This window comes from Methanobacterium sp. (assembly GCA_030017655.1).
In the GTDB taxonomy this organism is placed as follows: Archaea; Methanobacteriota; Methanobacteria; order Methanobacteriales; family Methanobacteriaceae; genus Methanobacterium_D.
Map to the genome: position 1 here is coordinate 1 of JASEIM010000012.1, position 18,068 is coordinate 18,068.

Sequence of the window (18,068 nt, forward strand, 5' to 3'; positions counted from 1 at the left end):
GGAAAAAGAGACACTTCCCGGCGTTGGTGCAATGGCTGCATTTGATGATACAGAAGGTAATGTTTCTGTATTTTTGAACCAGAAATGTGATTTGAATAAGCATTAGCTTAAACTTATTTTTCCTTTTTATTTTGCTCAAAATTAATTAAACAGAACTTTAAATTCTCCAGATTTTCTGCAGATATTTTTTCTATTTCACTGAAAACTTTTAATATAAAGAAATAGAGAAGTTTTAATTCACTAATTATTATTAAATTTATTCTGAAATAGAGATTTTACTTTATAATTCATAAATATAAATAAATTATGGTATAAGGAGAAATATATGACTAATAATCAGGCTAAAAAACTTTATAAAACAGGAATAGAACTTTTAATGTGTGGAAAGTCGCAGGAGGCCATAAATTATCTTCGTGAAGCGGTAGATGCGGATCCTTCTCATATTGAGGCCCAGCTGGAACTTGGATACCTTCTGGGAACCATGGAAAACTATGAAGAGGCATTGAATTCATTCAATAATTCCCTGAAGATAGATAAAACATTTCCCGGGTTTTTTGGTAAGGGAATTTGTCTTTTCTTCCTTGAAGACTATGAAAAATCACTGGATGCATTTATGGATGCACAGGAAATTGGTGAAAATGAAGACCTGTGGTATTATCTGGGTAACATACACTTGATTTATGGAAACTGTGAAGGTGCTATAAGCTGCTTTGAAACAGCTTTATCCATAGATGAGGATTTTATTGAGGCCTGGAATGACTGCGGTTTGGCTTACAGTATTCTGGAAGACGATGAAAATGCTCTGATATGTTACAAGGAGGCGGTTAGTATTGAACCGGGCTATAAATCGGCACTCTATAATATGGGAGCTACTCTCGTCGATATGGGGCGCTACGATGAGTCATTAAAATATCTGGATAGAACTCTTGAAATTGAACCTGATCATTTTAAAGCCCTGTTTTACAAGGGACACGCATTGTATTTCATGGAAAAAGAAGAAGCAGCAGCCGAATACTTTATAAAAGCTCTTAATGTGGATAGAGATCAGGAGGAACTCTGGAATTACCTTGGTTATGTTCAATTCAGCATAGGCCAGAACTATGAGGCCATAGAATCTCTGAATCAGGCAATTATGCTTAATAAGGATTTTGATATAGCTTATATAAATCTGGGAAATGTTTACAGTGATTTAGGGAAATATAGTCATGCTTTGAATTGTTTTGAAAAGGCTTTTGAGATTTCACCAGATAATGCAGACGTTTTGAGAGAAATTGAGGATTTAAAAGGTAAATTGGTTTAATTTTTATTATCTACATTTAAATAGTGAAAATAGACGAATTTAGATATTTAATTTTTAAAATATCTATTAATAATTTTATTTTATTCATTAATTGGTATATATTCATTAATTTAATTTTTAATGATTTTTTGTCTCTTTTTTTGCTTGTTTCCTTTAGGTATATGTTGGTCAAAATCAATATAATAATACTAAATTTATATATTTTATTAAATCGTGGGAAGGTGATATTAATGACCAAGTTTGATAAACTCTGTGAAAGTTTTGCCAATGCCAGGAAGAGGTATTTCAACTATGAGAATGAATGCCTGGAATTTGGAGCTAAAATGGTGGATGGGCTGGTGGAATATTTAGAATGCCCTCCAGAACAGGTTAATTACTATCCACCGGATAAAGAAAGCGATCCCAACGTAAAATATAACATAAAGGGAGCTACAAAGCTTGGAGAGGATGGATTCTGGCATATTGGTATTGGAGTTGGATTATACGAAGCTCCACATATACGTCCGCAAGAAAATGTGAGAAGCACACTGTTAATTAAAAAAGATGACAGTCACTTTATCGTGAAATATGGTAGAGAAGCATCAGATGAATTTAGAGTAGGTGAAGACAATGAAGAAGATCTAAAACAGTTCTATCGTCACATTTATCATGAAATTAAAGAATTATATGATAAAGAACTGGAAAATATTAAAGGAGGAGCAGAATTCGCCCATGATCACGATGATTTAAGGTATATCCAATAAATCAATCCAAGAATTTTTTTTAAGTGGAAACTAATCCAGATCTTCAATAAATCTAACATTTTTTCGTATTTTTCGTCCCATGCAGGATAGTAACACATATCTGCTTTAAATTATCCTTAAAATATAATCTTTTTACAGAAGGAACTATTAAAACATCTCTGGTTTCAACATCATATTTAACATCTTCAATTGTCCATGCGCCTTATATAGATAAATCCACTTTTTTCATTTATTTTATATTTTATCTAATAAGTTAATTTATTAGATTTTTCCATTGATTCAAATTACCGCAGTCCCAAAACAAGTTTTTGGGCGTATTATCAAAAGCCATGCTTTATATAAAAAGTATATTATTTAATGGTTTATTCTATTTAACAACTTCTTAGAATTATAGGGAATTTTTGAGGATATTACTGGCCTTTAGAACTTTATCTATGCTGCGTCGAGTGTTCAGTATTCTACCCAGCATGGTGCCGACTGTAATACTGAGGCTGAGGGTCAATAAAAGAGATCCATGAACAAAGTATTCCAGGAGATGTGTCTTATTGAACAGGAAAATCAGGTAAAAAACAAGGATAACTGCTCCGATCCGGTCCATTCTATCGATAACATTGTTGCTTTCTTCATCCCAGCTTAGACTATACATGCGGCTGACTAAGATACCTATAACCATACCGATAATTATCCCAAATATCACCATTGGAATATTAAACGTGCCCTGTACCCCTTCAAAAACTATTATGGCTAACATGACAAGCAGCACAATCATATAAGTTCTGATCCGCTTGATAATACGCTTATCAATATATTGAGTTATTGGTGGTTTATCTTTTTTACTCATTTAAAAAGTCCTCATATTGAAAATATGGTGATGCCATGATTTAATTATCCAAACCACTGTTCTAAACTCTTCTGTGCAGGGTTTAACTTCTTAAGCCTATCCAGAGCTCCAACCACGCGATCCACTGAAAAATCATGTTTTTCGCATAAAAAGTCGATTATTCCTTCTCTATCCGGATTATTCCATTTTATTTCATAGTCTTCAATGAAATCATGGCCTAAAAATATGTCTCTAACTTCCTGGGGATCAACTTCCAGTTCAGTTTTAAGGTGTTTCAGAACACTGTAGACATCACCGTGCTTTTTAATTAAGTTACGGCCTTTTTTAGCTCCAATACCTTTTATTCCCTCATTGAAATCGGTTCCAACAAGAATAGCAACATCGATAAGCTGTTCACGGGTTAATCCATTTTCTTCCAATACTTCGTTAAGATGGATTATTTCCAGTCTTGCTCTGGGGCCACTTATGGCTATGTTCTTGAGCATTCTCGGCGCTCCGAACAAAAGACAGTCGTAATCCTGGGAGGCGACAATCCAGGCGTCTCCTTTTTTAACCATATACGATGCCTGGGCTTCTCCCTCAGATTTTGCCTGAATATAGGGGATTCCCATTAACTGGAGGAGGGTTTTTGATCCTTCAACGATTCCGGCTGACATTCTGGATGAGCGCACTGCAAATTTTCGTGCATCCTCAACCCTACCTTCATCCATGGCTTCTTTCCATTTTATCTCAGCTTCTTCTCTTATCTGACGTCTATTTGCCTGCGTATCCTTCTTTAAAACATGAGGTTTGCCGTCAAAGACATATATGGGTTTTATCCCTTTATCAACAAGTGAAGAGGTCCTGTAGAGGATTCCACTGAAGTGTGAGGTGATATTTCCGTTACGATCCATCAGGGGCGTGCCATCTATCTGTCTGATGCCTGTTAAAAACTGGTAAATCGTGTTTGCAGCATCTAATGCCACTATTTTACCCTTTAATTCGTTTATTTTTATTTCATGAGAAGATGCTATGTCTTTGAACTTCAATCCCATTTTATATCCACCTTAAAACTTAATGTTAAGAACTATTCTCTAAATAAGTCGTATGGAAATGTCTCTTTTATCCTGATTAAGACCCTGTCCTGGTATATTATGTTATATGTCCTTGTGAGCATCAGTGAATCTGTTTTGAATATTTTTTTAAGTTCCTCGTCTGGCTCTTCAGCACCAATATATGTCACTTCTCTTCTTGATTCAATGTTGTATTTCTTTAGAATCCTGCCGATTGGAATATCTGCCTTTAATAGATCTTCTTTGAAGTTATTATCAAGTCTTTTTATTGGAGTTAATGAAATAGCGTGTATAAGCGGCTCTTCTGGATTATGACTCATAATCACTGCTCTGTAATTGATTGTATCTCCTTCGCTGATTCCTAATTCTCTTGCAGACTCTTCATCTGATATTCTGAACTCCTGAATTAACGTATTAACATCTATATGTCCTTTTAATACGTCGAGTATTGTTGTTACCGAGCCGTCGGTTGCAAGGAGTATTTTTTGAGCGCTTGAAAGATTTCCTATGTCTTTTTCCAGTTCATTTACTTTTTCCATTACGTTGATGATTTTTTCGGTCATTGTAATATTTTTAGGTGGTCTAATTTTTAGAAGGTGTGTTTTTTTAACTTCTTTCCGAGCGTTAGAGATGCAGTCGAAAATCAAAGATTTTCGAGGGCCTTTTGATCAACCTTTTCTGAAAAGGTTGACGGTAATGATTTTTTCGGTCATTGTAATATTGGGTATTCTATTGTTCTTGAGGATTCCTGATTTCCCCAAAAATAGCTGAATATGCAGCTACTGCTGGATTTGCAAGGTATAAAAATGATTCCGGGTCCCCCATTCTGCCGACGAAGTTTCTGTTAGTGGTGGAAATGCACACTTCATCTTTACCTAAGACTCCCATATGTGCTCCAAGGCATGGTCCGCATCCGGGGTTACATACTATGCCTCCAGCATCTATAAATGTTTCAATCAGCCCTTCTTTCATTGCATATTTGTAAATATTGGCTGATGCAGGTACAATAATCAATCTTACATCTTCATGTACTTTTTTACCTTCCAGTACCCTGGCTGCAATCCTTAAATCTTCAAGCCGCCCATTTGTACATGATCCAATAAAAGCCTGGTTTATTGATATTCCTTCAACTTTTGAAATTCCGGATACATTATCTACATCACTTGGACATGATATCTGGGGTTCCATGTCAGTAACATCAAAGAAATACTCTTTTTCATAATCAACTTCTTTATCTGACTTAACAACTTCAAAATCGCTGACCCCTATATTTTTCAGGTATTTAAGGGTATTTTTATTCGGTTCCATTATTCCATTTTTGGCTCCAAGTTCAATGGCCATGTTACAGATGGTCATCCGTCCTGAAACATCCATTGAGTCAATTGTTTCTCCGTGGAACTCCAGTGATTTATAGGTTGCGCCAGATGATCCAATTTCTCCAGCCAAGTTAAGTATAACATCTTTCGCTGTTACAAATTCCCCTAAGTTACCATTTACGTTTATTTTAAGGGCTTCAGGCACCATAAACCATGTTTTACCTGTCGCATAGACCATTGCAATATCTGTTGCCCCCATACCGGTTGCAAACGCTCCAAAAGCACCATAAGTGCATGTGTGTGAATCCGCACCCACTACAACAGTACCTGGTTTAATATAACCTCTCTCTGGAAGTACCTGATGACATATCCCTTCTCCGTGGGTATATAAGTTTCTAATGCCCTGTTTTTTGGCAAAATCTCTTGTAACTTTTTGAAATTCTGCAGAACCAATGATATTTGCTGGAACGTTATGATCAAAAACAATGACTATTTTTTTGGGATCCCATACCTTTTCTGCAATTTTATTAAATGTGTTTATGGTGGGGGGAGATGTTCCATCATGGCTCATTGCTAAATCGATGTCAGCTTCAATTATTTCTCCAGGGTGAACTTCATTTTTCCCGGAAGCCCTTGAAAGTATTTTTTGAGTAATATTCATATAATCAACTTTAAAGAGTTTTAATTGTATAGCATGGATTATCCTAAATGCCCGCTTTTATCCCAGATGGATTTAACAATCTTGTTAAAGAGTTCATCATTGATGTATTTACCTTCTTCTCGGCTTTCTTTTATCCTTTCAACAATTTTGCATAATTCATCCTTTGTAACTTCAATACCGCATGCTTCAAGCTTTGCTTTAACTGCCCTGCACCCTGAATGTTTCCCGAGAACGATTCTCCTGTGATGACCAATCATTTCTGGTAAAAATGGCTCATAAGTCAGGGGTTCTTCAATAACAGCATCCACATGAATTCCGGATTCATGTCTGAATACATTTTTCCCCACGATTGGTTTATTATCCGGTACCTTTAAATTTGTGAGTTTTCCCACAAGTTTTGAAAGATCACAGAATTTTTCAAGGTTAAAACCTAAATCAAGACCGTAAATTAGTGTTAGGGCCATTACTATCTCTTCAAGAGCAGCGTTCCCCGCCCGTTCACCTATTCCATTTACAGTTGTTGAAACAGCAGTTGCACCTGCCGCAAGACCGGCAATGGAATTAGCAACGGCCATACCGAAGTCATTGTGGCAGTGCATGGCTATACCAGTTTTTATGTCTTTTCTTAATTCCCTTACAAGATAATCCATGCCCTGGGGGCTTATTGCACCTACAGTATCGGCGATATGTACTCTGTCAACACCGTATTCTTCTGCCCGTTTATAAATCTTCTTTAAAAACCCTAAATCAGTTCTTGTAGCGTCTTCTGCTGAAAAAGCCACAAAGATACCGTGGTCTTTTGCATGTTCTATTGATTTCATGCAGATATTAAGCGCCTGTTCTTGGGTCAATTTCAGTTTATGTTTCAGGTGGAGATTAGAGGTTGCCATGAAGGTTATTATACCATCAACACCGCAATCTATGGCCATATCGATGTCTTCTTTTTTTGTCCTTGCTAAAACAAGTATATCTGCATCTAAATCCTCATTAACAATTGCTTTAACTGATCTTTTCTCTTCATTTGATACTATGGGGAATCCTGCTTCTATCTGGTGTATTCCAAGTTCGTCAAGCTTCCTTGCAATCTGCAACTTTTCCGGTGTTCTTAAACATACTCCTGGAGTTTGTTCCCCGTCTCTCATGGTTGTGTCGTATATTGTGATGTTTTCAGGAAATTTTAAGTTTGCATCATTATTAAAAGGACTAACAAAATATTTCAAATCGTTCCCACCTTTATATTAAAATAATCATTCAGTTTTTTACAAAACGTTAATTTATTTAAATTGAATTTTTTATTTTTTTTTTAGATTGATTAACTTTTGTTTTTTGTTTATATAAAAATATTATTTTTACCATCTTTTGCTTATACCATTAATTTTTGGCTTTTTGTGTTTAAATATCGCGAAATATGAGGGATTTCTTCTATAAATATCTCTGATACCTATTACAAAAGATCGTTTGATTATACTGCTTTTGATGGTTTAATTTAAAAAAATTAATGTTGGGGGTTTAAATTCATGAACCAGCGTTGTAAATTCCAAGAAGTTCAAGGTAGGATCTTCTCTCAAATCCTTCTTCAATTCCAAGTTTTTTATATATTTTAAAAATTTTATCCAGTGTATCTTTAAAATCTTCCCCTTCAGAGGCTTCTTTTTCTATTTCAACAAAATTTCCAACTTTATAAACCTTATCCAGAGTGATAATAAATTCTTTATATAAATAAGTGGTTCTATCTTTCTTTATGGTTTCTACTGGTTTAAATCCGAGATTTTCAAGTATTAATCCCATATTTTTAGATTCTTTCACTTCAGATTCTATTTCTTTACGTGTTTTACTTATAGAATCCATTTTAGCGCCTTTATATGTAAGAATAATGCTTTTTTTCCCATCAGTTATTGTGGTTCTTATTCTTAATGCTTCATCAGTTTTTTCAAAGTCTCTCAGTTTAGGATTATTAAAATAAATATCTTCCTGATATTCTTCTTTTTCTTTTTGGGCTCCAATTTCATTTAATTTGACTTTAATATCATCAAAGTCATTAACTCCAGCTTTAACTTCTACTTCTATCACCATTGGCACCACCAATAATTATTAAGGATATTTAAATTAAAAATAGTTTTATTTAAGCTCCTTCACGAATTATGCTGTCTAGATATACTTTAGAATTATTGATTTGAATTAAATAATCTTCAACTGTGTGTTCAATAGTTTCGTAAGAAGCTATTTTCAGGTCTCTTTCTATTATAAGGTCTTTTTTTTCCTTTAATTTGCTTTTCTCTATCTTCTGTTTACTATTAAATGTTTCTGAAGATTTTTCGGCATTTTTTATTTTTTCCATATATTCCTTTCGAATGGCTCTGATATCTATACGAACATTAAATCGGATTCTAATTAATATTTCTTCAATATTCTGTAGTTCATCCAGTAAATCAGAGGCTTCATCAGCATTTTCGGCATGTACAACCATACCTTCAATGCCCAGTTCACTTATTTGTTTATGATACACTTTGGGGCTAATCATGGTGTTACCTTTATATTAGTTTAAGTAGATTTAAGAAACATATATAAATAAATTTTATCTATTATAAATAATATTGATAAACCAGTTGCATGAATTAACCTGCATTACATGGTAACTGATATTACATAAAAAAAATGAAAAAAATTAATCTAAACAATGATGGCAATTTTTAGAAATAAACTATGTTTTTGAATATTACTATTTCAAAATAATTATTTACAGTTTAAACAACTGATGGTGCAGGAAAATCATCTTTTAAAAAAGAATACTATTTGTTATATTCATGTTTAAAAACAAGAAAATTGGAGGAATACACTTGTCGAACGTAGAAATCAAAGTTGAAAATATTGTGGCTTCCGCAGCTTTTGGAAAGTCAATAGAGCTTCCTAAGGTAGCACCAGCGCTTGAAGGCGTTGAATTTAATTCAGAAAATTTCCCAGGACTAATTTATAAACTTAAAGAGCCTAAAACAGCTGCTCTTATATTTGGATCAGGAAAATTAGTATGTACAGGAGCTAAATCCATAAAAGATTCAATTAAAGCTATAAACATTACTGTGGATAAGATGAGAACGCTGGATCCAGAGATACCTAAAGAATTTGAAGTTAAAGTACAGAACATAGTGGCTTCAGCAAACCTTGGAAAAACTTTAAATCTTGAAGCGGTTGCTTTAGATTTAGAAAACACAGAATATGAACCAGAACAATTCCCTGGTTTAGTTTACAGACTAGAAGATCCTAAAGTTGTATTATTATTGTTTGGATCTGGAAAAGTAGTATGTACAGGCGCAAAAACAATTGAAGACGCTCAACTTGGTGTAGAAAAAACCAAGGAACGATTAGGAGAACTGGATTTAATATAATCCTCCAATATTTGATTTAATATCGGTGATCTTTTGATTAAACTTATAGCCTTTGATCTAGATAATGTCCTTATAGACGGTGAAGCCATAGACGAAATTGGCAACATAGTAGGAATCCAAAAAGAAATAGCAGAAATAACAAAAAAAGCCATGGAAGGAGAAATTGACTTCGAAACTGCAATTAAAGAAAGGGTAGCCTTACTTAAAGGAACTTCAGTGGATAGCATTAAAGAAGTTGTTCAAGGTATTCCATTGATGGAAGGAGCTGAAGAAACCATTAAAGAACTTAAAAAAAGAGGCTACAAAATTGCAACAATAAGCGGTAGTTTTGAAGTAATTGCAAATCGTTTGAAAGAAGAATTAGATCTTGATTATGCTTTTTCAAATGTTCTCCATGAAGAAGATGGAGTTTTAACAGGTGAGGTCAGTGGACCTCTTGTAGAAGGATCTAAAGCAGATGTGTTAAATAAAATTCTTAAACTCGAAAAAATATCTGCTGATGAATGTGCTGCGGTTGGTGATGGTGCAAATGATATTTCCATGCTTGAACTGGCTGAATTAGGAATAGCTTTTAATGCAAAACCTGTTTTAATAGAAATGGCAGATATTGTAATTGAAAAAAGGGATTTAAGAGAACTTTTACCATACTTTGAAGAAGATGCTCTTGATGAATTTTCTAAATCTATTGAAGCTGAAGGAAGCTTCGATAAACTCCTTGATCAAAAAAGAAAATGCGAAAAAAAGCTTAAAGAACTTACCAAAATTCGTGATGACCTTAATGCTGAAGCAAATACACAAAGAGAGTTGAGAAATAGTTTAAATGCAAGTATTAAAGAAAATCTTAATTCTGCAATTGAATACAGAGATAAACGTGATGAAACAAACAAAGAAGTCAAAAAATACAAGAAACTGAGGGATTCAACTAATAATGAACTTAAAAAATTGGAATGGGCATCAGGCAAAAAAGACATGATCAACATTGAAAATGAGATAAAGAGACTTGAAAAAACCATAGAAACAAAGGTCCTTAATATAAGGAAGGAAAATGAACTGGTAAATAAAGTCACTGATTTAAGGAAAAAGCTTCAAGATATGAAGGAAGATGAAAAAATCCAGAAAGAAGCCCTTGAACTCAAAGAATTGTCTGAATCATATCATGCTAAAGTAGTTGAGTTTTCTGATGAAGCCCAGGTCACTCATGAAAAGATGATTGAACATTTCAAGCAGATAGATGAAATAAGAAATGAAGCCGATGAAGCTCATAATAAGTTTATTGAAGCGAAAAATAAGGCATCAAAGAAACATGATGAAGTAAAACAGGTTTTAGGTTACATTCGTAAGATTAATAAAAGATTGGACAAGGTTAAGTCCAAAAGACGGACTCATGAAAGCGAAGTAACAATGAAGAAGAATAAAGAAGAAAAAGAGCTTGCAGAAGACATATACCAGAAGTTTAAAGATGGTAAAAAGCTTAATACTGACGAGTTAATGCTTCTTCAAAAACATAATGTAATTTAATTACATTATACTTATTTTTAATTTAATTACTTCATTTTATTTTTATACTGCTAATTCTTATACAGATAAAAGTAAATGGTTTAATTAATAATTATTTTAGATTGATTAAAGACTATTTTTAATAATTTAATAAACTAGGGTATCCACAGGGGATTGAACGTCAATGGTTCTTGGATTTCGGCCCATTTCCAGTATAAACTTATTTACACGGTCAATCATGTCAATATATACACTTTTTATGATTTTATAGTCTTCAACCATTATGTATACTGGCATTTCACCATTGAGCTTTTTATACTCTATTATTTCATTAACCATCTTTCTGTATTGTTTAAGTGTTAACCTCTCCATCAAATCGCCTGGTTTTGTTTAACACTTTTTGATTCATAATATTTAAATGATGAGGATATTTCATTATTATTCTTGAAATATCACTTCTGCATCTGGATTGAATGGATTTGTTCTTAGCGAGAGAGAGAACATGTAAGGATAATTTTCCATCAAATGCTCCATATACTGCAGCCATTCTTTAATAATCAGGCTGTAAGCTCTTTCAACATCCCCTGCAAGATGTCTATAATCTGCTTCAGGAAGATCTGCAAGATCTTTTCTATTTTCAAGTTCTTCTGTTAAATGGAAAATTGCCCAGAGTAGATCTGTAAAAGAATCATGCTCAAGTAGATTTGGATTTCCAAGAAGGCGCAGCATAAATTCTCTTTTTTCAATCAGAAATTCTTTAAGATCTTGAAGGTAAATAATTGATTCTGGATTATTTTTACCAATATCAAGAGTGTAATCAAAATTTTTAATGACTTCACTTGCATCTAAGAAATCCTTTTTTTCCCATGAATCGCTCAGTATAAGATTTTTTCTGATTTTTTCAATATCAGGGTCAAAGTCAGATATTCCGTTTATAACGGTGATACCTACTTCGCTGAAAAAGGATCCTATGACCATATTCAGCTTTTGCAGTAAATTTTTTTTCTCTCTTTCTCCTATTGCCCATTCTATAATTAAAACAACGAATAAGACTTCTAAGGGAACAAATGCCAGTTCAATGTCTAAATAAAACAGGGTATGTTCAAGATCTCCAAAAAGTATGTAATTGGAAAAGTAAAGAATAAGTGATAGAACTACAAGTAATATTCCTAAACGAACTCGCCATCCAAGTTTTTTCATTTAATTTCTCCTTTTAAATTGTAATTTATGTTACTTTTTAGCAGTTATGATTGTTATTGGATTATTCGCAATCATCATAGTGCCTCTATCTGTAATCTTTCCCTTTGAAATGGATACATTAATTATTTCGACAACCATATTGAGGTTTTTCAATGTTTCAATGGCTTCTGTCGGGGTTTCGAGCAGTATGGATGTTATTATGATCCGACCATTTCTATTAAGTTTTTTGTATCCTTTTTCTATTATAGGGGATAAATCCCCTCCACTTCCCCCTATCATTAAAATATCCATGTTTTCAATATTTCTCAGGGCTTTAAGGGCATTTTTGTTTATAAGATTTACTTTTTCGGATAAATCATGTTTATTAAGGTTTTTTTCTGTTAAACGCAAAGCTTCTATGTTTTTATCGATAGCATATACAATTTTTGCCCTTTTTGCAAATTCTACGGTTAATCCCCCAGTTCCGCAGCCAACATCTACCACTATATCCTCCTTGGATACTGCGGATTTGCAGATTACAAGACATCTTATTTCTTCCTTTGTTGGCCCCGGAATATTCTCTTCTTTTATAAATTCATCATCTAAAATCATTTAAATCATTCTGTTATTTATTATAATTGTAAATTATAGATTTTCGTCGTGCCATCGTTTGAATAGATGGTTGTCAATCTCCAGTACATCCAGTATTTTTCCTACAATAAAATTTACCATTTCATCAATATTTGATGGTTTATGATAAAATGCAGGCATTGCAGGGAGAATAATGCCTCCTTCATTGCTTATTTTAAGCATATTTTCAAGATGAATAGATCTAATTGGAGTTTCACGAGGTACAATAACTAATTTTCGTCTTTCCTTTAAAACCACATCTGCAGCTCTTGTTATGGCATTACTTGCATATCCATTTGCTATGGCCGAAATTGTTTTCATTGTAGATGGAACTATTACCATTGAACTATACCTGAATGAACCGCTGTTGATTGAAGCTGTTAAATCGTTAGATTCATAATAAACAGTTGAATATTCTTTTAAATCGTCTTCAGTGATCCCAAGTTCATGTTCAAGAATTATTTTAGCGGGAGGTGTTATAACAAGGGCTGTTTCTTCACCTAATTCATTTAAAACTTCAAGGAGCCTTACACCGTAAACTACTCCGCTTGCACCTGTAATTGCAATTACAATCATAATTATCACTTATATTATTCCATTTGATGATGATTACATCCAATCTTTAATGTTTTTTTGCATTGTTAATTCAATATAGCTATCAAAAGGAAAATTTGAAGCTTTTTCAGAGTATTCTTCAGGAATATAAATACATATGTCAGCATAATTAAATCGAACGTTTTTAAGAGCATTTACCAGACTTGATATTTCGCTTAACGTCACTTTTTCATCCCCAACTGACACAAGAGTCCTCATTTCGTTGAAATAAGGATATTCTGGAATATCAATTATTGTATAATCCACAGGAGATCCTAAATCTTCAGCAATTTCAAGTTCAATTTTTTTTATTTTACTTTCTTTGATTCTGAAAACATCTTTGGGCTCTTCAAGGTCACTTAATTTAACAGAATAAACATTTTTAAATAAATCTCTGTTATCCAATCTTCTAATAATATCATTTATTTTTCCAGTTTGAGATCTTGCAATTGAAATTATGTCTATATCATCGTATCGGTAAATTTTATCAAGGTCAATGATCTGTGATTCAAACATCCATTTCATGCATCTTCTAAACATGGAATTTATTATTCTTGTTGTATGGTGCTGATAAACACTCGGATACATCTGATATCTTGCGATCAGCGCTGATTCTGCGGCTTGAACTCCTTTAGGCCCTATAATAAGCATATCTTCAAGTTTCATTGAATGAATAAGTCTTTCGATATCAATGGTACCATATGCTACTCCAGTATAATATGAATCTCTTAAAAGGTAGTCCATTCTATCTGCATCAAGGTCTCCACTCATTATCTGGCCAAGCCTTCCCTTTCCATTAATCAAATCTATTATTTCTTGAGCATCGAACTTTTCAGATAGAATATCAGCAATCTGAGTTTCTTTAATAACAGTAGATGTTAATTTTTCATGTGTAGTGTCCAGAACTCCTTCTGATACATGTGAAAATGGTCCGTGTCCGGTATCATGTAAAAGTGCACATGCTCTAATCATTCTTTTTTCATAGTCTTTTAATCCAACACTATCTGCTATTTTTGATGCAATATGCATTGTTCCAATTGAATGTTCAAAACGAGAGTGATTTGCACCAGGATAAACAAGGTTTGTAAATCCAAGCTGCTTAACACGTCTTAGCCGTTGAATCTGAGGAGTATCAGCTAATTTAATCTCAAATTCATCGAGATATAGATTTCCATGGACGCTATCCCGTATAATTTTCAAAATCACCCTCTCCAAACATTTTATTTAGGGTTTATCCGCCGGACAAAATTATATTTTTCCCATTATCTGTAAATTCTTCTTTTTTAAAGTCAAGTTCGTATTTTATACGTTCTATTGACTCTTTTAAGGCATCTCTGGCCTCTTCTCTGTGTGCTCCAGCCACCACAACAAGAACTAATGAATCTCCTGTATAGAATTCGCCGATGTAATGTACTGCTGCGATTTCTGCTACTCCATATTTGCTTTTAACATCTTCTATAATTTCAATGAGCTCTTTTTCTGTTTTTTCCATATCTGGAGTGCTCATAATTAATTTTTGAACCTGTTTATTTTCTTCTTTACCTCTTACAATACCTTCAAATGAGAATATAGCTCCGCATTCATCTATTTTAGGGTTTTTCTTTATTTGGCTGATTAAATCGCATAATGTAATGTTTTCTTCGTCATTTTTTAAGATCTTGACGTTCATAAAAATCACCTTTGGTTAAATGTGTTGTTATCGAAATTAATTTCAGATGTTTCTTTTTTGGAGAGATGTTTAATTCTTGAAACTCCTTCAATTTCAGTTATAACGTCTTTAACAGAATCTGGAACCAGTGATTCCCAATCTTCTTCTTCAAGTATTCTTCTCCTTACTTCGGTACCTGAATAGATTTCGCGATTGAATAAGGGAGGTTCAGTGACTTCGTATCCTGCTTCAATAAATAGACGTTGAACCAATGGGTTTCCAGAATAAATATATCTAAATGGTGGTGTTAGCATCTTAATATGAGCTACCCAAATTGAATTACAGGCAACATCTTGAACAGGGATTATATAATACCGGGATGCAGGGATTCCATTTTCACTTAAGGCTTTTGAAAGCATCATGACCCTTTCTCCGGCTGTAAAGGGATCCTTTAACGTATGACTTAGCTGAGCACTTCCAATACCTATTATTACTTCATCTACTTCTTTTAGAATGCTTTTTATCACCTGAAGATGTCCATTATGTACCGGCTGCATTCTACCAACAAGTAATCCCCTCAAATTAATCACCATTTAATCATTTGATCTTTTTGTTTTAATATCTTTGTTTAAAATTAATGAACTTTTATGTTAAAAAAATTAAGCAGATCTTATATAAAATTATTTAAAAAAAATGTTAATTACTTTATCCCATCAAAAAAGAAATAATAGTAAATTTAAAAATAATTATTCTGACATTATGCATTAAATTCTTTCATTTAAAATATGAAATTTATTTCATTTTTCCAATGGCTATACTTATGTCAATTGGTGAATTAAACTCCTTGTCAGGTACGTTTTCTAGAATGTCTAAAACATCATTATTAGCGTTATTGCTTTCTGCTTGCTTTAATAACTCCTGTTTACTTGCAGGAAATTTAATACCCTTAATATATTTTTCAACTTGTGCTGGACTTACTTTAACCATATTGATTCACCTCCATGTTTTGCAATCTCATGATGAGATAACTTCAATACATAAATACAGTAAATAACACTTAGATTAAGGATAAAATCATGAAAGGCTTTTTTCGGGCCTTAATGAGTAAATAATGAAAATTTTTCTATTTTATTTTTCATTTTTTGAATGTTAGGAGATAAATAATTTACTATCTTTTTAAGTAAAAGTATTAAAAACTTTGATTAATTCAAAAAATCAGGTTATATGAATAAGAAAAGGATAGAGAGGTATAAAATCCCTCAGATATATTAGGGCATTGAAAAAACAGAATAAAATATACATAATTTTTCATGTTCCCGCTTCTACTGAAAAATAATGAATATTAATAAATAAAAACAATTAATATTTTAAATTTATTCTTTAAATTGAAATCAAATTTTTTTGTCGAAAACCTTAATAAAATGAACTATAATAAATACACTTATTAAACTCAATTTTATTAAATAATGGTGATAATCAATGATAAAAGTGAAGAACTTATCAAAGACATTTAAAATGGAAAATGGAGAAGAAATTGAAGCTTTAAATGATATTAACCTTAATGTTAATGAGGGTGAAATTCTCGGGATAATAGGAATGAGTGGATCAGGGAAAACCACCCTATTAAGGATTCTTAGAGGTGTAGAACCATTTGATGAAGGCCAGATCATTATTGATGATATTGAAGTAAATGCAAATTCCACCGCTTACTACATTGCCAAATTAAAAAAGGCAACTGCAATTCACCTCCAGAGATCATTCGGTTTATGGGGTGAAACAGCTTTACAAAATGTAATAAGAAAATTATCAGGGGCAAAATATGGTGATGAATCAATTCAGGATTTCAATGATGCTAAAGATGAATTTGAAGAAGAAGCAATGGAAATACTGAAGATTGTTGGTCTTGAACATAAAGCCAACCATTTTGCACCGGTTTTAAGTGGTGGAGAAAAACAGAGATTGATAATGGGAAGACAGCTTGCAAAAAAACCCAAAGTTCTTTTACTGGATGAACCCGCTACAATGTCATGTCCAAAAACAAAACAGGAAATTCTGGACGCTATAAAAAACATAAACAAAGAGATGGGAGTCACTGTCATCATTGTTTCTCACCTTCCAGAAGTTCACCAGTATCTTGCTGACAGACTTGTTCTTATGGAAAAAGGTAGAATAATCGATGTAGGCACCCCAGATGACATAGTCCCTGAATTTACTAAAAATATGGAAGCTCCCGAACCTATAAGGGATAAATCAGATATTGGAAACTCTGTAATAGAAGTGAAGGAATTGTACAGGAAATTCTTCCTTTTAAAAGGTGGAAGTACTCTTCAAATTGAAGATATTAATTTTGACATTAAACGGGGAGAAATCGTATCATTAATAGGTCCAAGTGGTGCTGGAAAGACAGTTCTGCTTCGTATGATTGCAGGTCTCGATGCTCCAGATTCAGGGAATGTTTTATTCAAACTGAATGGTGATTGGATTGATATGCAGGATCTGGGAATTCCCAGAATGAAAGTAAGACGAAAGATGGGTTTTATGCACCAGGAATTTTCTCTCACACACTATGCAACCATTAAAGATCAGATAGCAGCAAGACTTGGAGTTAAAGGCGAATATGTAATGGCAGAGGCGAAAAAGAAAGCCCAAGAGCTTGGGATAAGTGATAAAATTCTCGATGTTCTCTATCAGCTAACTGATCTTCCTGAAACAGAAGCTAAAATCAGATTAGAAAAAATAGGTCTTTCATCAGATATTCTAAATGTTTTATTCCCAAGTTTCCCTGATACAGAAGTCAAAAAATATGCAGAACCAGTATTTGAAGCTTTAGATTTGCCTATGGAAATTTTAGATAGAAAATCATATGAACTGTCAGGTGGACAGAAGGTAAGGGCTACGTTAGCACTGGTTTTAACATCAAACCCCGAAATCCTGATTTTAGACGAGCCTTTTGGAGATCTTGACCCTATCACTTTAAGAACAGTTTCGAATTCCCTCAAGAGGATAAATAAGAAATTTAACACCACCATTGTTATGGTAAGTCATCACGTAGATTTCATCCGAGAAGTTACAACAAGAGCTATAATGATTGACGATGGAAAGCTTGTTAACGAAGGAGATCCTCTAAAACTATGCGATGAATTCATCCAAAATTGTAAGGCTGAGTATATGACAGGCAAATAACTTGGTTATTTGTTGTAATGATATTTAGCCCTTTTCAAAAA

Annotated in this window: 20 protein-coding genes; 5 read left to right on the forward strand and 15 right to left on the reverse strand. The window is 33.2% G+C overall.

Going from position 1 to position 18,068, the window contains the following annotated elements:
• Positions 1-325: 325 nt before the first annotated feature.
• Positions 326-1,300, forward strand: coding sequence for a tetratricopeptide repeat protein (locus tag QMD61_06535; protein ID MDI6724287.1), 975 nt, complete (start codon positions 326-328; stop codon positions 1,298-1,300).
• A 230-nt stretch (positions 1,301-1,530) separates the two neighbouring features.
• Positions 1,531-2,043, forward strand: a complete 513-nt coding sequence (locus QMD61_06540; protein MDI6724288.1) for a hypothetical protein — start codon at positions 1,531-1,533, stop codon at positions 2,041-2,043.
• Between the two features lie 388 nt (positions 2,044-2,431).
• On the opposite strand, the gene QMD61_06545 is transcribed toward QMD61_06540, so the two are convergent.
• The 7 genes from QMD61_06545 to QMD61_06575 form a co-directional block, all read right to left on the reverse strand.
• The gene (locus QMD61_06545) at positions 2,432-2,884 is read right to left on the reverse strand and encodes a hypothetical protein (GenBank protein ID MDI6724289.1); all 453 of its coding nucleotides are present in this window, start codon (positions 2,882-2,884) and stop codon (positions 2,432-2,434) included.
• A gap of 44 nt (positions 2,885-2,928) precedes the next feature.
• Positions 2,929-3,918, reverse strand: a complete 990-nt coding sequence (fen, locus tag QMD61_06550) for a flap endonuclease-1 (GenBank protein ID MDI6724290.1) — start codon at positions 3,916-3,918, stop codon at positions 2,929-2,931.
• Positions 3,919-3,950: 32 nt separating this feature from the next.
• Positions 3,951-4,499: a chorismate lyase gene (locus QMD61_06555; GenBank protein ID MDI6724291.1), complete on the reverse strand. Its 549-nt coding sequence runs from the start codon at positions 4,497-4,499 to the stop codon at positions 3,951-3,953.
• 166 nt (positions 4,500-4,665) lie between these two features.
• A complete protein-coding gene (gene hacA / locus QMD61_06560; GenBank protein MDI6724292.1) occupies positions 4,666-5,913 on the reverse strand; it encodes a homoaconitase large subunit in 1,248 nt (415 codons plus the stop codon).
• A 38-nt stretch (positions 5,914-5,951) separates the two neighbouring features.
• Positions 5,952-7,133 (reverse strand): homocitrate synthase family protein, encoded by a 1,182-nt coding sequence (locus tag QMD61_06565; protein ID MDI6724293.1) that lies wholly within the window; start codon positions 7,131-7,133, stop codon positions 5,952-5,954.
• Between the two features lie 295 nt (positions 7,134-7,428).
• A complete protein-coding gene (gene cyaB, locus QMD61_06570) occupies positions 7,429-7,983 on the reverse strand; it encodes a class IV adenylate cyclase (protein MDI6724294.1) in 555 nt (184 codons plus the stop codon).
• Positions 7,984-8,035: 52 nt separating this feature from the next.
• Positions 8,036-8,434, reverse strand: a complete 399-nt coding sequence (locus tag QMD61_06575; GenBank protein ID MDI6724295.1) for a hypothetical protein — start codon at positions 8,432-8,434, stop codon at positions 8,036-8,038.
• Positions 8,435-8,750: 316 nt separating this feature from the next.
• Here QMD61_06575 and QMD61_06580 point away from each other — a divergent pair, with 316 nt between their 5' ends.
• Positions 8,751-9,296: a TATA-box-binding protein gene (locus QMD61_06580; GenBank protein ID MDI6724296.1), complete on the forward strand. Its 546-nt coding sequence runs from the start codon at positions 8,751-8,753 to the stop codon at positions 9,294-9,296.
• A 33-nt stretch (positions 9,297-9,329) separates the two neighbouring features.
• Positions 9,330-10,814 (forward strand): phosphoserine phosphatase SerB, encoded by a 1,485-nt coding sequence (gene serB / locus QMD61_06585; GenBank protein ID MDI6724297.1) that lies wholly within the window; start codon positions 9,330-9,332, stop codon positions 10,812-10,814.
• Positions 10,815-10,940: 126 nt separating this feature from the next.
• On the opposite strand, the gene QMD61_06590 is transcribed toward serB, so the two are convergent.
• The 8 genes from QMD61_06590 to QMD61_06625 all read right to left on the reverse strand — a co-directional run bounded on the left by QMD61_06590 (position 10,941) and on the right by QMD61_06625 (position 15,831).
• Complete coding sequence (locus QMD61_06590; GenBank protein ID MDI6724298.1) at positions 10,941-11,165, reverse strand: pseudomurein-binding protein; 225 nt, start codon at positions 11,163-11,165, stop codon at positions 10,941-10,943.
• Positions 11,166-11,231: 66 nt separating this feature from the next.
• The gene (locus QMD61_06595; GenBank protein MDI6724299.1) at positions 11,232-11,993 is read right to left on the reverse strand and encodes a hypothetical protein; all 762 of its coding nucleotides are present in this window, start codon (positions 11,991-11,993) and stop codon (positions 11,232-11,234) included.
• A gap of 30 nt (positions 11,994-12,023) precedes the next feature.
• Positions 12,024-12,584 carry a precorrin-6Y C5,15-methyltransferase (decarboxylating) subunit CbiT gene (gene cbiT, locus QMD61_06600; GenBank protein MDI6724300.1) on the reverse strand — a complete coding sequence of 187 codons (561 nt, stop codon included), beginning with the start codon at positions 12,582-12,584 and terminating at the stop codon, positions 12,024-12,026.
• 33 nt (positions 12,585-12,617) lie between these two features.
• On the reverse strand, positions 12,618-13,178 hold the full coding sequence (locus tag QMD61_06605; GenBank protein MDI6724301.1) for a UbiX family flavin prenyltransferase: 561 nt from the start codon (positions 13,176-13,178) through the stop codon (positions 12,618-12,620).
• Positions 13,179-13,211: 33 nt separating this feature from the next.
• A complete protein-coding gene (locus tag QMD61_06610; protein ID MDI6724302.1) occupies positions 13,212-14,396 on the reverse strand; it encodes an HD domain-containing protein in 1,185 nt (394 codons plus the stop codon).
• A gap of 31 nt (positions 14,397-14,427) precedes the next feature.
• A complete protein-coding gene (locus QMD61_06615; GenBank protein MDI6724303.1) occupies positions 14,428-14,865 on the reverse strand; it encodes a molybdenum cofactor biosynthesis protein MoaE in 438 nt (145 codons plus the stop codon).
• A gap of 5 nt (positions 14,866-14,870) precedes the next feature.
• On the reverse strand, positions 14,871-15,434 hold the full coding sequence (locus QMD61_06620; protein ID MDI6724304.1) for a nicotinamide-nucleotide adenylyltransferase: 564 nt from the start codon (positions 15,432-15,434) through the stop codon (positions 14,871-14,873).
• Positions 15,435-15,636: 202 nt separating this feature from the next.
• Positions 15,637-15,831: a DUF2795 domain-containing protein gene (locus tag QMD61_06625; protein ID MDI6724305.1), complete on the reverse strand. Its 195-nt coding sequence runs from the start codon at positions 15,829-15,831 to the stop codon at positions 15,637-15,639.
• 492 nt (positions 15,832-16,323) lie between these two features.
• Here QMD61_06625 and QMD61_06630 point away from each other — a divergent pair, with 492 nt between their 5' ends.
• Positions 16,324-18,027, forward strand: coding sequence for an ABC transporter ATP-binding protein (locus tag QMD61_06630; GenBank protein ID MDI6724306.1), 1,704 nt, complete (start codon positions 16,324-16,326; stop codon positions 18,025-18,027).
• The last annotated feature ends 41 nt before the right edge of the window (positions 18,028-18,068 follow it).

What these genes read in the sequence shown, in the direction of transcription:
- QMD61_06535 (MDI6724287.1), top strand. Translation starts at nt 326, where the DNA reads ATGACTAATAATCAGGCTAAAAAACTTTATAAAACAGGAATAGAACTT.
- QMD61_06540 (MDI6724288.1), top strand. Translation starts at nt 1,531, where the DNA reads ATGACCAAGTTTGATAAACTCTGTGAAAGTTTTGCCAATGCCAGGAAG.
- QMD61_06545 (MDI6724289.1), bottom strand. Translation starts at nt 2,884, where the DNA reads ATGAGTAAAAAAGATAAACCACCAATAACTCAATATATTGATAAGCGT.
- fen (MDI6724290.1), bottom strand. Translation starts at nt 3,918, where the DNA reads ATGGGATTGAAGTTCAAAGACATAGCATCTTCTCATGAAATAAAAATA.
- QMD61_06555 (MDI6724291.1), bottom strand. Translation starts at nt 4,499, where the DNA reads ATGACCGAAAAAATCATCAACGTAATGGAAAAAGTAAATGAACTGGAA.
- hacA (MDI6724292.1), bottom strand. Translation starts at nt 5,913, where the DNA reads ATGAATATTACTCAAAAAATACTTTCAAGGGCTTCCGGGAAAAATGAA.
- QMD61_06575 (MDI6724295.1), bottom strand. Translation starts at nt 8,434, where the DNA reads ATGATTAGCCCCAAAGTGTATCATAAACAAATAAGTGAACTGGGCATT.
- QMD61_06590 (MDI6724298.1), bottom strand. Translation starts at nt 11,165, where the DNA reads ATGGAGAGGTTAACACTTAAACAATACAGAAAGATGGTTAATGAAATA.
- QMD61_06595 (MDI6724299.1), bottom strand. Translation starts at nt 11,993, where the DNA reads ATGAAAAAACTTGGATGGCGAGTTCGTTTAGGAATATTACTTGTAGTT.
- cbiT (MDI6724300.1), bottom strand. Translation starts at nt 12,584, where the DNA reads ATGATTTTAGATGATGAATTTATAAAAGAAGAGAATATTCCGGGGCCA.
- QMD61_06605 (MDI6724301.1), bottom strand. Translation starts at nt 13,178, where the DNA reads ATGATTGTAATTGCAATTACAGGTGCAAGCGGAGTAGTTTACGGTGTA.
- QMD61_06615 (MDI6724303.1), bottom strand. Translation starts at nt 14,865, where the DNA reads ATGAACGTCAAGATCTTAAAAAATGACGAAGAAAACATTACATTATGC.
- QMD61_06625 (MDI6724305.1), bottom strand. Translation starts at nt 15,831, where the DNA reads ATGGTTAAAGTAAGTCCAGCACAAGTTGAAAAATATATTAAGGGTATT.
- QMD61_06630 (MDI6724306.1), top strand. Translation starts at nt 16,324, where the DNA reads ATGATAAAAGTGAAGAACTTATCAAAGACATTTAAAATGGAAAATGGA.